At 68.6% G+C, this 13,086-nt stretch carries 13 protein-coding genes and 3 tRNA genes; 6 read left to right on the top strand and 10 right to left on the bottom strand.

What is annotated here, in order from left to right:
- The 8 genes from ACFUEL_RS22320 to ACFUEL_RS22285 form a co-directional block, all read right to left on the bottom strand.
- A partial coding sequence (locus ACFUEL_RS22320; RefSeq protein WP_380238283.1) for a UDP-N-acetylmuramate dehydrogenase occupies positions 1-915 on the bottom strand: 915 nt, incomplete at its 3' end.
- A 261-nt stretch (positions 916-1,176) separates the two neighbouring features.
- Positions 1,177-2,580, bottom strand: coding sequence for a DHA2 family efflux MFS transporter permease subunit (locus tag ACFUEL_RS22315; protein ID WP_380238279.1), 1,404 nt, complete (start codon positions 2,578-2,580; stop codon positions 1,177-1,179).
- A gap of 83 nt (positions 2,581-2,663) precedes the next feature.
- Complete coding sequence (locus ACFUEL_RS22310) at positions 2,664-3,215, bottom strand: TetR/AcrR family transcriptional regulator (RefSeq protein WP_380238281.1); 552 nt, start codon at positions 3,213-3,215, stop codon at positions 2,664-2,666.
- A gap of 107 nt (positions 3,216-3,322) precedes the next feature.
- The gene (locus ACFUEL_RS22305) at positions 3,323-3,751 is read right to left on the bottom strand and encodes a MaoC family dehydratase (RefSeq protein WP_380238277.1); all 429 of its coding nucleotides are present in this window, start codon (positions 3,749-3,751) and stop codon (positions 3,323-3,325) included.
- Complete coding sequence (locus ACFUEL_RS22300; RefSeq protein ID WP_380238275.1) at positions 3,748-4,209, bottom strand: MaoC family dehydratase N-terminal domain-containing protein; 462 nt, start codon at positions 4,207-4,209, stop codon at positions 3,748-3,750. The genes ACFUEL_RS22305 and ACFUEL_RS22300 overlap by 4 nt, the downstream gene beginning before the upstream one ends.
- Before the next feature lie 94 nt (positions 4,210-4,303).
- Positions 4,304-4,468 carry a 50S ribosomal protein L33 gene (rpmG, locus tag ACFUEL_RS22295; protein WP_006604855.1) on the bottom strand — a complete coding sequence of 55 codons (165 nt, stop codon included), beginning with the start codon at positions 4,466-4,468 and terminating at the stop codon, positions 4,304-4,306.
- Between the two features lie 83 nt (positions 4,469-4,551).
- Positions 4,552-4,624 (bottom strand) — tRNA-Met (locus tag ACFUEL_RS22290).
- Between the two features lie 42 nt (positions 4,625-4,666).
- Positions 4,667-4,739, bottom strand: a tRNA-Thr gene (locus tag ACFUEL_RS22285).
- Positions 4,740-5,089: 350 nt separating this feature from the next.
- Here ACFUEL_RS22285 and ACFUEL_RS22280 point away from each other — a divergent pair.
- The 4 genes from ACFUEL_RS22280 (at position 5,090) to ACFUEL_RS22265 (ending at position 10,640) form a co-directional block, all read left to right on the top strand.
- On the top strand, positions 5,090-6,340 hold the full coding sequence (locus ACFUEL_RS22280; RefSeq protein ID WP_380238273.1) for a hydrolase: 1,251 nt from the start codon (positions 5,090-5,092) through the stop codon (positions 6,338-6,340).
- 136 nt (positions 6,341-6,476) lie between these two features.
- A complete protein-coding gene (locus tag ACFUEL_RS22275) occupies positions 6,477-7,526 on the top strand; it encodes a hypothetical protein (protein ID WP_380238272.1) in 1,050 nt (349 codons plus the stop codon).
- A 479-nt stretch (positions 7,527-8,005) separates the two neighbouring features.
- Entirely contained in the window at positions 8,006-8,539 is a 534-nt protein-coding gene (locus ACFUEL_RS22270) for a hypothetical protein (protein ID WP_380238270.1), read from the top strand.
- 388 nt (positions 8,540-8,927) lie between these two features.
- Positions 8,928-10,640: an ATP-binding protein gene (locus tag ACFUEL_RS22265; RefSeq protein ID WP_380238268.1), complete on the top strand. Its 1,713-nt coding sequence runs from the start codon at positions 8,928-8,930 to the stop codon at positions 10,638-10,640.
- A gap of 35 nt (positions 10,641-10,675) precedes the next feature.
- Here ACFUEL_RS22265 and ACFUEL_RS22260 read toward each other — a convergent pair whose 3' ends face one another.
- Positions 10,676-10,972: a transposase gene (locus ACFUEL_RS22260; protein WP_380238266.1), complete on the bottom strand. Its 297-nt coding sequence runs from the start codon at positions 10,970-10,972 to the stop codon at positions 10,676-10,678.
- A gap of 605 nt (positions 10,973-11,577) precedes the next feature.
- On the opposite strand from ACFUEL_RS22260, the gene ACFUEL_RS22255 reads away from it, so the two are divergent.
- The gene (locus tag ACFUEL_RS22255) at positions 11,578-12,069 is read left to right on the top strand and encodes a hypothetical protein (protein ID WP_380238265.1); all 492 of its coding nucleotides are present in this window, start codon (positions 11,578-11,580) and stop codon (positions 12,067-12,069) included.
- A gap of 152 nt (positions 12,070-12,221) precedes the next feature.
- Here ACFUEL_RS22255 and ACFUEL_RS22250 read toward each other — a convergent pair.
- A tRNA-Tyr gene (locus ACFUEL_RS22250) sits at positions 12,222-12,302 on the bottom strand.
- A 214-nt stretch (positions 12,303-12,516) separates the two neighbouring features.
- Between ACFUEL_RS22250 and ACFUEL_RS22245 the strand changes: the two genes are divergently transcribed.
- Entirely contained in the window at positions 12,517-13,005 is a 489-nt protein-coding gene (locus ACFUEL_RS22245; protein ID WP_033214088.1) for a YajQ family cyclic di-GMP-binding protein, read from the top strand.
- Positions 13,006-13,086: the final 81 nt, after the last annotated feature.

The following is a 13,086-nucleotide window of genomic DNA, read 5'->3' as shown; positions in this document are numbered from 1 at the left end:
GGTCAGGGCCAGGGTGTGCTTGGTGGAGAGCGTCGCCGGACCGCTGCCGTGGCCCTTGCCGAAGCCCGCGTTGTCGATCAGCCAGGCCGCGGAGGTCTTGGTTCGGCCCTCCCCCGCCGGGTAGCTCGGCGCCCGCAGTCCGCCCAACTTCGCGGTGAACGCGGCGAACTGGTCGTCCGTCAGGATCGGATTGGTGAAGAACGAGCCCGCCGACCAGGTGTCGTGGTCCGCCGCGTCCAGCACCATCCCCTTGCCGGCGCGCAGCCGCAGCACCTCGGCGTGCGCGTCCGCCAGCTTCACCCGCTCCCCCGCCTCGACGCCCATCGTCCGGGCCACCTCGGCGTACCGCACCGGCGAGGACAGTCCGCCCTCGTCCGCGAGCCGGAACCGCACCCGCAGCACCACGTACCGGTCCGGGTCCGCCTTGAAGCGGCTGTGCCGGTAGGAGAAGGCGCAGTCCGCGGCGGCCAGCGTGACCGTCTCACCGAGCAGGCGGTCGTACGCGACCACCTCGGTGACGGTCTCCGCGACCTCCTGGCCGTACGCCCCCACGTTCTGCACCGGCGTCGCGCCCGCCGAGCCGGGGATCCCGCCCAGGAACTCGATCCCGGCGAGTCCGGCGGCGACGGTGCGGGCCACCGCGTCCGACCACACCTCGCCGGCCGCGAGCTCCAGCCGCGTCCCGTCCAGCTCGAACCCCTCGGTGGCGATCCGCAGCACCGTCCCCGGGAAGCCGGCATCGCCGATCACCAGGTTCGACCCGCCGCCCAGCACCAGCAGCGGCTCCCCCGCCGCGTCCGCCGCCCGCACCGCGGCCACCACCTCGGCGTCCGTCTGCGCCGTCACCAGCCGCCGCGCCGGTCCGCCCAGCCGCAGCGTCGTCAACGGGGCCAGCGGCGCGTCCATCTCCTCGATCACCGCCCCAGCGTAAGCCAAGCCCCGGCGAGGACCACGAGATGCACCGGCCGAGAACGGCGGGAGGCATATTCAGGGGCTCGGGGAACGGCGAGTCCGTGCTGCTGACGGCCGGAGCCCACCGGAGGTCCGTGCTGCTGCGTGCCTTGAACAGAACCCGAAGCCCCCGCACGCAACGGCAGTGCACCGTCAGCAGCCTGGGCCTCGCCGTTCCCCGAGCCCCTGGTGGTGCTCTCCCGAGCCCCCGGCGGGGCCTCTCCCTCAGGCCGGGACGGACTCCGCGGCCGCCACCCGGTCGCGCGTGCCGCGCCGCCGCGGGACGAAGGCGACGGCGACCGCGCCGGCCCCGATCGCGAGGGCGCCGACGAGGACGGCGGGGACCAGCCCGTCGGTGAAGGCGTCGACGCTGTCGTAGCCGCCCTGGGCGGAGAAGACCGCGGAGAGCACGGCCACCCCGAGCGCGCCGCCGACCTCGCGCATGGCGTTGTTCGCACCGGAGGCGATGCCCTGTTCGGTGGGCCGGACGCTGGCCATCACCAGGTTGGCGGTGGGCGCGAAGTACAGGGCCATCCCGGTGCCGCAGACCATCAGGACCGGGACCTGCGCCCCGTACCCGGCGGAGTTCTCGGCGAGCAGGGCCATCCCGACCAGGCCGAGGGCCTGCAGGACGAGGCCGGCGACCACGATGGGACGGCCGCCGATCCGGTCGGTGAAGATGCCGGCGAGCGGGGAGACCAGCAGCGGCATGGCGGTCCACGGGAGCATCCGGACGCCGGCCTGTTCGGCGGTGTAGCCGTTGACGCCCTGGAAGTACTGGCTGATCAGGAAGATCGAGCCGAACATGCCGAGGAACATCAGCAGGCTGGCGGCGTTGACGGCGCTGAACGTCCGGTTGCGGAACAGCCGCATCGGCAGCATCGGCCGCTTCGCGTAGCGGATCTCGTAGCCGACGAAGGCGGCAAGCAGCAGGGTGCCGCCGATCAGCGCGGTGAGCACCAGCGGGTCGGTCCAGCCGTCGGGGTTGCCGCGGACCAGGCCGAGGACAACGCCGAACAGGCCGGCGCTGACCAGCGCGGTGCCGGGGAGGTCGAGGCGGGGGTTCTCGCCGCGGCTCTCGCCGAGCACGGTGCGGGCGAGCGGCAGCAGGAGCAGGCCGACCGGGACGTTCACCCAGAAGATCCACTGCCAGGAGAAGTGCTCGGTGAGGCTGCCGCCGATCAGCGGCCCGGTGGCGACGGCCAGCCCGCTGACGCCGGACCAGATGCCGAAGGCCATGCCGCGCCTGGCGGCGGGCACCGCGACGGTGAGCAGGGTGAGGGTGAGCGGCATCATGACCGCCGCGCCGGCGCCCTGGACGGCGCGGGCGGCGATCAGCGTGCCCATGCTCGGGGCGAGCGCGGCGGCCGCGGAGCCGAGGGTGAAGACGGTGAGGCCGCCGAGGAACAGCCGGCGGCGGCCGAAGCGGTCGCCGAGGGCCGCGCCGAACATCAACAGGACGGCGAAGGTCAGGGTGTACGCGCTGACCGTCCACTCCAGGTCGGCGAGGGCGCCGCCCAGGTCGGCGCGGATCGCGGGCAGTGCGGTGGTGACCACCAGGTTGTCGAGGCCGGCCATGAAACTGGCCGTGCTGACGACCACCAGGGTCCAGACGGCTTGCCTGTTCATCTCTGTTCTCCCCCTAGGTTGTGATTGATCAATAACTTTCGCGGGCCGAAAAAAGGGCGCGCCGCCGCTGCCGGCGGAGCGTCTCAGCCCTTCTCGTCCCGCCGCTGGTTGAGCTCCGCGAAGCCCTCCCAGAGCTCGTGCCCGGTCGGGTACCCCAGGGCCACCAGGGTGTTGATCAGCATGCCGTGCGCCATGAACTCGGTGGCCGAGACCCGGTCGCCGAGCCGGTCGCGGATCCGCTCGAACAGCCGGAGCCAGCCGGCTCGGGCGATCTCGCCGATCTCGTTGTCCCCGACCGACTCCGCCGCGAACACCGAAACGTAGATCTGCATCTGCATCATGACCTGCTCGCGGTCGGCGATCAGGCCGAGGTACGCCTCGCCCATCGCCTCGCACGCGGCCTCCCCCGTCAGGCCCTCCGACGCGCGGTCGAAGACCCGCCAGGTCTCCTCGATGCAGTGCTCGGCCGCCGCCTCGAAGATCGCCTGCTTGTTGGGGAACAGCCGGAACAGGTACGGCTGCGAGACGCCCACCCGGCGGGCGATCGCCTCGGTGGAGGTGCCCCGGTACCCGCCCCGGGCGAACTCCACCATGGCCGCCCGGACGACGCTCTCGCGCCGCTCCTCGGCGGACATCCGCATGCTGTTCCTGGCCACACCCGAAGATTAGTGATTGGCCAATAACTTCGCAAGCCCTCCCGGTGCCGGCCCCGCCCCCGGGGCCCGCACCGGCTCGGACGGGCTCAGGCCAGCCGGACGACGGCCCGCGCCATGCCCAGGACCTTCTGCCCCGCGCTGCTCGCGACCAGGTCCACCCGGACCTTGCCGTCCTCCAGCAGCGCCGCCACCTTCGCGGTGACCTCGATCGTCGCGCCGACCCCGTCGTTGGGAACGACCACCGGCTTGGTGAACCGGACGCCGTACTCGACCACCGCGGACGGGTCGCCGACCCAGTCGGTCACCACCCGGGCGGCCTCGGCCATGGTGAACATGCCGTGCGCGATCACGTCCGGGAGGCCGACCTCCAGGGCGAACTTCTCGTTCCAGTGGATCGGGTTGAAGTCCCCCGAGGCGCCGGCGTACTGCACCAGCGTCGCCCGGGTCACCGGGAAGGACTGCGCCGGCAGCTCGGTGCCGACCTGGACCTCGTCAAAGCGGACCGCCACGGTCACTCCTCCCCGGCTTCGTCGGCGGCGCGCGCCACCAGCGTCATGATCGACGTCACCACGTGCTCGCCGCCGGCGTCCTCGACCTCGCCGCGGACGGTCAGCACGTCGTTGCCCGCCAGCGACTTGATCGCGTCGATCGAGACGGTGACGGAGAGCCGGTCGCCGGCCCGCGCCGGGCGGGTGTAGGCGAACTTCTGGTCGCCGTGCACCACCCGGCTGTAGTCCAGGCCCAGCTCGGGGTCGTTGACCACCTGCGCGGCGGCCTGGAAGCTCAGCATGAAGGGGAAGGTCGGCGGAGCGATGACGTCCGGGTGGCCCAGCGACTTGGCGGCCTCGACGTCGGTGTACGCCGGGTTCGCGTCGCCGATCGCGGCGGCGAACTCGCGGATCTTCTCCCGGCCCACCTCGTACGGCTCGGTGGGCGGGTAGGTCCGCCCGATGAACGAGGGGTCGAGTGGCATGGGGCAACTCCTCTGGTGGTGCGTCCGGTCCGTCATGCAGACACGACTCCAGGCCGCGCCCCGAACGGGGTGCGGCCTGGAGTACGAGGCAAAGTCAGCGGGTTTCGCGGTGCGCCGTGTGAGAGTTGCAACGCGGGCAGTGCTTCTTCATCTCAAGACGGTCCGGGTCGTTGCGCCGGTTCTTCTTGGTGATGTAGTTCCGCTCCTTGCACTCCACGCAGGCCAGCGTGATCTTCGGGCGGACGTCGGTGGCAGCCACGGGAGTGCCTTCCTTGGACAATGAATAAGAACACAGACAAGAGTAGCCGATCGGGAGTAATCCCCCCGATCGACTACGCGGGGTAGCGGTGACCGGACTTGAACCGGTGACACAGCGATTATGAGCCGCTTGCTCTACCAACTGAGCTACACCGCTTTGATGATCGGAACCTCACCGGAGCGAGGAGCCTTTCACCAGAGCCCCCATGCGGAATCGAACCGCAGACCTTCTCCTTACCATGGAGACGCTCTACCGACTGAGCTATAGGGGCGAACGAGGAAGAGATTACACGGTTCCGGGCCAGAGGTGAAATCCGTATCCGCGGCGGATCACCGCAGGTCGGCGGCCCCGCACTGACGCACCGTCACCCGACACCCGTTCGACCCCCGCCGCAACCGGAACGCACCCGACACGTCCCGACACGTCAGGGCGCCCCGCATCCGACCGTCGCGCCCGAGGTCGGCCTAGGCTCGACCGTCAGTGATCCCCCGAGGTCTCCCGAGGTCCCACAAGATCTCCCGAGCGATCCCCGGGTGACCACTCCACGGGTGCGCCGCGGGCCGGCCGCCCCGCACCGGCCCAGGGCCGCCGGGCGGTCGACGGGACTGGAGGAGCGGACCGATGAGCGAACGCAGCGAGGGCGACCGGCCGCCGCCCGCCAACCCGCTCGGGCACGGGCCGGTGCTGCTGCTCACCGGGGCCCGGCTGCTGGACGGACGGGTGGTGGACGTCCGGATCAGCGGGGACCGGATCCAGGCGGTCGGCACCGTCGGCAGCCTCGGCCCGCTGCCCGCGATGCCCGGACAGCCGACGGTGACCACCGGCGCCCGGATCGACCTGTCCGGCTACCTGCTGCTGCCCGCCCCCGCCGAACCGCACGGGCACTACGACAGCGCCTTCTCCGCCGCGCTGCCCGAGCCCGCCGAGGACGGCGCGGCCGAACTGGTGCGCCGGGCCACCGAGTCCGCGCTCACCTCGCTCGGCTACGGGGCCACCGCCCAGCGCACCCACGTCCGGATCGGCGACGTGCACGGGCTGTCCCGGCTGGAGGCCGTCCTCACCGCCCGCCAGGCGCTGCGCGGCCTGGCCGAACTGCAGGCCGTCGCGATGCCCCGGCTGCTCACCGGCCGCGCCGGGGCGGACGGGCGGGCCCTGCTGCGGGACGCGCTCAAGCTCGGCGCGGACGCGGCGGGCGGCTGCCCCGACCTCGACCCGGACCCGGTCGGCTACGTGCACGTCCTGCTGGAGGCCGCGGCCGAGGCCGACTGCCCGGTCGACCTGCACACCAACGCCGCCGACCGGGCCCAGCTCTCCCGGGTGGCCGCCGCGCTGGCCCCGCACCGGCCCCGGGTCGCGGTCGGGCCGTGCAGCGCGCTGCCGCCCGGCGGCGCCGGCGTCCTGGCCGGCGCGGGCATCCGGGTGGTCTGCCTGCCGCAGAACGGCGGCTGCACCGGCCTCGAAGACCGGCCGATCGGCCTGCGCCCGTCCCTGGTACGGGAGTTGGCGCACGCCCGGGTCTCCCTCACGGCCGGCACCGGCGCCCTCCGGGACGCCTCCAACCCGGTCGGCCGGGCCGACCCGCTGGACGCCGCCCGTCTGCTCGCCGCGAGCGGGGCGCTCTCCCCCGAGGCCGCCTACGACGCCGTCTCCGCCCAGGCCCGCACCGCCCTCGGCCTGGCCCCCGTCCGGGTCGACGCCGGCTTCCCCGCCGAGCTCCTCGCCATCCGCGGCGACAGCCTGACCGGCGCGCTCTCCGGCGGCCAATCCCGCCTGGTCGTCCACTGCGGCCGGATCGTCTCCCGCACCAGCGCCGTCCGCGAGTTCGCCGACACCGTCACCCTGGCCCTCCCCCGCCAGAACCACCCCGGCTGACGAGCCCGGAGCAGCACGCTCCGACCGCTCCAGGAACAGACGCCCGCGGTTCTTCGTTAACTGGTCCCGCACCGCAGATCCGCCGACCGAACGGGTACTACGCCCGTCAGCATCGACCCCTGGGGGAACCTCGAGAATGACCGTCGTCGCCATCCAGCCTTCGTACGGCACCCCGGCTGCCCGCCGCCACTGGCGCATCACCCTGGACCAGGAGGTCCCCTTCGCGGAGTCTCCGCACGTGAGCTCCCTGACTGCGGGACAGCTCGACAGCCTGATGGCTGTGCACCCGACCGGACGGGCCCGGTTCTGGGGCGCAACGAAGGTGCAGGACCGGAATATGGACCGGCTCCGCCCAGGAGACGTGGTCCTCTTCACCGGCGGCAAGCTGGTGCGGGGCATCGGCGAAGTCGGGGTGACGCTCCGAAACGCCGCGTTCGCCGACACCATGTGGTCCCAGGATCCCGACAATGGCAGCTGGCGCAACGTCTACAGCCTGGCCGCCTTCCAGCCGACCGAGATCCCGTACGAGGAGATCTGGGCCCTCCCGAGCTTCAACGCCAACGACAACTTCATGGGACTGCGTCTCCTGGAGGGTGCCAAGGCCGAGGAGATCCTGCAAGGGCTGGGCATCGAAACCCCTTCTCAGCGGCGGCAGCTGTCGGGCATGGAATCCGCAGTGGCCACAGCGCTCGCCGAGGGGGCCCTGATCGATCCTGCGGAGACCCGCGTCATCGCAGTGGAATGCCTCCACACCCCCGTGACGACGTACGAACGCAATGCCGGGCCCGTCCTCGTCAACCGCGCCGAGGCGCTCCTCGTCACCGAGTACGTCTCCAGCCTCCACACTCCCGGGCTGGACGTCCAGCGGTTGCGGACTCCCGCTGGTATCACCGACCTCCACCTGACGGGGCCGGAAGGCACGGAGATCGTCGAAGCGAAGCGCGGCTTCACCCACCGCTTCGTCCGTGAAGCCCTAGGGCAGTTGCTCGACTACGCCCCGCACAGCCCGCAGCCGACCGACCGGCTGTCCGGGCTCTTCCCCAGCCGTCCCATCGACCACGACATCGCACTACTGCACCGCTACGGCATCGACTGTGTGTTCCGCACGACCGCGGGTCACTTCGAGAGGTCCGCCGCCCCTGCGGACGTCCGGGACCATATGCGGAAGGCTTGGCACTCCGCATGACGCTCTGCCGGGTCGAACGGCTCCCGTTCTGCCCGGCAGGCACCCGCTGCCCTGGAACTGCTTGTCCAATTTACATGCGTAGGCCCTGAGCAGCGTTTCCACTGATCAGGGCCTACGTTGGCTATCCAGCGGCTGATGCAGGGTTCGAACCTGTGTAGCTTGCGCGACAGGTCTACAGCCTGTCGCACCGCATGCCCACTGCCCCCGGTCGTCTGCCTATCCGTTGCGTGAGCGCAGCTTCTGGCTTCCAGAGCCGCCGCCTGTCTGGAGCACCAACTCAACCTCGTGAGGGGTTTCGCGAGTTGGCGGTCCCTTAGGCAGTGGAGGACGCCACCGGAGGTTACCGGTGCCTGTCTTTACACTTGAACAAGCCTGCTCATGCCGGAGTCGACCGTACGGCGACGACGACCAAAGAGCGAGCGGGTAACAGCGGTATGGGTCTGGCCTACAGCAGCCAGGCACCAGGAGAGGGGCACTCGATGCTCCAGTACGACAGCGTGCGTTCTGAAGTCTTGATCCGTCTGCAGAACAAGGCCAAGTCTCGGCCGTGGGATGGCGAGTTCCTCGACATCATCGACACCGCTCTGAATCTGGCCCTGAGCCAGGACCGGGCGGCCGACGACGCGGACCATCTGACCCGAAACGTGATGCGCGACGCGCGCGGAACGACCATCCGTGCCAAGCGCAACGCCCGCCGGAACGTGGCTGCCCGGCCGCTGCCCGACCCCGCTCGACGCCGGGTAACGACAGTGGGGGTGGATGGGTCGGTCAGCGCTGAGTTGGTGACCCACGATACCCCCGAGGCACGGTTTCTGATCGCCGAGACCCTCCGGGAACTGCACGCCTTCGCCCTCACCCTTGGCCCGTACGGGCCCGGGTGCCTGCAGGACATGCTCGACCAGGAGACCGTGCCCGCATCCGCCCGCCGCAGGGGCGTCTCGATTGCCACCGTCGAACGGGCCCGCCGCGCTCTTCGCCAGCAGACCCGGACCTTGTTGAAGGGCACCGCGTGAGCATCTCCAACAGCGCCCCTGTCCTCGTAGCCTCCGCAGACCAGACCGCCCCCACCACGGCCATCCGGTTCACTCGGAGTGTCGTCCGCTGTATGTGGGCAGGTCAGACACCTACCTGCACCGACGCCTTTGCCACCGCTTCCTGCAAGGGGTGGCGACCCATTTCATCGTCGCACCGACCCGCAACCCCAACCAGGCATACGCGACCGAAGCCTATTGGTGCCGCTGGCACCCCTCCGCCGGTCACCCTCTTCGCAGCCAGCCGCACCCATCCCGCCAGCCCCGCTGACGCCGCCCCCCTCTGCCCGTTCTGCCAGGCGTCGGCTCTCGAATGCGCCCTCGACCAGGCGCTTTCCCGTCCCCACTCCCCTCAGACCAGGAGCGTCCATTGACCAGTACCGACTCAGGAGTCATCCCAGTCGTCCTCTCCGGCCGAGCGTTGCTCAGCCTTCGCGAGTCTGGCCACAACTTCCCCTCCGCCGTTGGCGAGGTCATCGATAACAGCCTCGAATCGGCTGCGAATAACATCGAGATCCTCACGAAGACCGAACTCCGGAACCGCAAAAAGGTTCTCAGTCGTATCGCCTTTGTCGACGACGGCTCGGGCATGGACGACGACACACTCCACCACTACCTGCAGCTGGGTTTCTCCAGGCGCTACATGTCCGAGAAGACCATCGGCAAGTTCGGTGTCGGTGCCAAGCTCGCAGGCCTCAGCGTCGGCACTCGCATCGACGCATGGTCCCGTGTCACGGGCAGCAACGAGATTCGCCATGTCGTCTTCGACCTCAACGAGGCCCTCGAGGCCGAAGAGAACGGCGGTACCGCTGGTATCGCCCCTCCCGACAATGAGTCTCTGCCTGCCGACCTGGAACCGCATTTCCCCACTGGCTCGGGCACAATGGTGGTGTGGTCGAAGATCGACAGGGTTACGGACAATGAGGGCCGGAGCACCCCGGACCACATCATCGTCGAACTGAAGAAAGAGCTGGCCCGCATCTTCCGCGCATTCCTCGGCGGCGGAATCCGCATCAAGGTCGACGGCGTATCCCTCAAGCCACACGACCCAACCTTCCGCCAAAAGGGCACTTGGGCCGAGCAGGTCCTCACCGACCACTTGAAGGCCATCGGCAAGGAAGCCGGTGACCTTCGAGGCCAGGTCTTCCACGACAAGGCCGTCAAGGTAGAAGGAACTACTCACGAAGTACGTGTTGTCATCACCTTGGCACCGCCGGAGGTCGTACGTGTCAAGGGTGCTGGCGGCGACGCCCTCGCGACCAAGTTGAGAATCCCGGAGAACGAAGGCGCCATCAGCTTCATGCGCCTGGACCGCGAAATCAACTATAACCTCGTCGCCAAGCTCTTTCCGGGGGGAGTAAAGACCAAGGACCGGTACATCGGCTTCGAGGTCCACTTCGCCCCCGAGCTCGACCGCATGATGGGCGTCCGCAATGTCAAGCGCGGAGCGGTCCCTTCCGACGGGCTCCGCCGCACACTCAAGAATATCGCAAATAATATTATCCCTGGGGTTCGCGAGGAGATCGACCGAATCTGGGGACAGGCCGATCGAGATGCCGCGAAAAACTCCGGAGAGCACAACTCACTGGCCCATGCCATCAAGGCCGCAGACCGCACCATGCCCAAGGGCCGAGCCAGAACGAGCCTCACAAAAGCACAGGTAGCGAAGGAATATGAAAATCTCGCAAAGGATGCCGGGCGAGACAAGAGCAAGGAGGAGAAGGATGCCTACGTACAGGAGATCAAAGAGCTCCCTTTCGTCATCGAAACGGTAGACGTCCCTGGAGATGACCTCTTCCAGCTCACCCACCTAGAAGGTCAGACAATCATCCGGCTAAACGAACGCCACGTGTTCTACCAGGAACTCTATGAGCCCCTTAAGGCGCTGTCGAAGGAAAGCGAAAGCCTCTCCGAGGCGCCGGCGACAGCACGTCGAGCCGTTCAGGCCATCACCCTTCTCCTGGTCGCCTATGCGAAGGCCGAATCCATGCACGAAACTCCTGTCGATCAGTACAAGGAACTCCGCAAGTGGTGGGGAACCTTCACCGATCAGTATCTCACGAAGATCAACCACATCCTCTGAGCTTGACTCTGTCGGGGATCTTGGTCGTTGCCGCGTCAGCTGACGGCTTGCCAAGAACGTAGGCGCGGGATGCCCCGCTGGTCGAGGTGCTCCTGGAAGGCTGTCGGCGTTCGTGCGGGCGCGCTTTCGTCAGGGGCCCGCTTGCTGAGGCGCTCGATGTCGACGGCGATGGCGGTGAGTATGTGTTGTAGATGGGCCTTGGCCGGCCCGCGGTAGCGGCAGTGGCGCATGCCATGACCGTGGGCGAACTCGCAGACGGTGCCCTCGATGCCGGATCGGACCGCATATCGCTTGTGCCAGGCCAGCTCTTGCTGGTCGGCGCGGTTGCGCAATTGCAGTTCGCGCGGAGGAAAGCCGATGGTGCGCTGGGCGTCGCGGGAGCTGGTGCGCTTGGCCCTGCCCGGCCCGGGCAGGGCTAGCGCTGGCTCCTGGTGAAGCGGGCCACGATCAGTAGGGCTGCGGTCGGCAAGGAGGTCGGATAGGGGCCGTGCCCTCCGGCGCTGACCTGGCCCTGTAGGCAGGCGATCTCCTTGCGGTCGAACTCGATGTGAAAGTCGTCGCGGGCAAAGCCCTCGCCGCAGCGGTGCTGGCGGGTGGAGTTGCCCAGTAACGGTCTGACAACATTGACACGGTGTTCACGCCAGGCCCGTTCCAAACCAAACAGTTGGGGCTTCCCTGGGCGCGAAGCATCCTTGACGACGAACGCTTAAGGAGCCGCCTGCAGAGATGGAACGTACGCGTCTGAGTAGCGAGAAGGATCGCCTCCTGGTGCCCACCTTCTCAATGCCACCTTGTTCGTGAAGTGTGATGGTAGGTGGCCAGCGCCAGTTCTCCGCCTACGGAAGCAGTTGGTCCGAATGTCGCAATAAACGCGGAGCAGGCCACGTCCCATGGATGCGCCCGGCCCAAGCGGGATGAAACCCAACTTCGGGTCGGATTGTCCTGGACGGACGACGGCGAACCGCACGACAAACGCGGCCTGAAGCACCGGGCTGCCAAGGCGACCAGGCCCGTACCGATACCGCCGGAGCTGGTGGCGATCCTCCGAACGCACATCGAGACGTACGGCACCGCCGCCGATGGCCGACTGTTCCGGACCTCCCGTGACGGCATGGTTCAGGAGAGCGGCTACGGGGTGGTGTGGAAGCGCGCCAGGGCGGAGGTGCTCTCCCCCGCCGACTGCGAGACGCCGCTCGGCAAGCGGCCTTATGACCTTCGTCACGCCGGGGTTTCGCTCGCGCTGAACTCCGGCGTAGATCCGACCGAGGTCGCCCGGCGCGCGGGCCACAGCGTGGTGGTGCTCCTGCGGGTCTACGCGAAGTGCTTGCACGGCACCGAGAGCTACTCGAACGCGCTCATCTCGCAAGGGCTCGCCCGGCGGTCCAGCGCCCTCCCCCGGCCAGCCGCGCCTCCGGATCCTGGTCCGTGACTGGTCCGTACGCGCTGGTCAGCAGTGAGACCAGGTGTATGCAAGTGAGACAAAGGCCGTAAAACGGCAGCCCCACAAAAGCGCCGTGATCAACTTACACACGTAGGCCCTGACCAGCATTTCTGCTGATCAGGGCCTACGTGACTATCCGGTGGCTGGTGCAGGATTCGAACCTGCGTAGCTTGCGCGACAGATTTACAGTCTGCTCCCTTTGGCCGCTCGGGCAACCAGCCAGGGATGGTGTCTCGCGGAGCGCTGCCCCGTTCGACGTCGTAAACGATACCCGATGGTGGGGGGTGGTTCGCCACCCGGTTACGTCACGTCGTGATCAAGGTCGGCGCGCGGCCGTTGCGGGCGGGGGCCCGGAGCGCTGGATAGGCTGGGGCGTCGCCCGCCGGTGGCGGGTGGCGCGACCGTGCAGCCTGTAGTGCAAGGAGACCAACACCCATGGCCGACTCCAGTTTCGACATCGTCTCGAAGGTCGAGTGGCAGGAGGTCGACAACGCGATCAACCAGACCTCCCGCGAGATCGCCACCCGGTTCGACTTCAAGAACGTGGGCGCCGAGATCAAGCGGTCCGGCGAGAAGATCGAGATGAAGGCCAACGGCGAGGAGCGGGTCCGGGCGATCCTGGACGTGCTGCAGACCAAGTTCGTCAAGCGCGGGCTGTCGCTGAAGGCGCTGGACGCGGCGGAGCCGCAGCTGTCCGGCAAGGAGTACAAGATCTTCGCCGACATCAAGGAAGGCATCACGACCGACGATGCCAAGAAGGTCGCGAAGATCATCCGCGACGAGGGCCCGAAGGGCGTCAAGGCGCAGGTCCAGGGCGACGAGCTGCGGGTCAGCTCGAAGTCGCGGGACGACCTGCAGGCCGTCCAGGCGCTGCTCAAGGGCAAGGACCTGGACTTCGCGATCCAGTTCGTGAACTACCGCTGAGCGGTGGGACGCGGGCTCCGCACCCGGGAGGGGGCGGCCGCGACGGGGCGCCCACCCCGCGGGCTCGTATAAACAACTACC

The organism is Kitasatospora sp. NPDC057198 (assembly GCF_042670125.1).
Lineage (GTDB): Bacteria > Actinomycetota > Actinomycetes > Streptomycetales > Streptomycetaceae > Kitasatospora.
The sequence above is the reverse complement of the archived record's forward strand: the minus strand, read 5'-3'. Positions and strand labels throughout refer to the sequence as shown.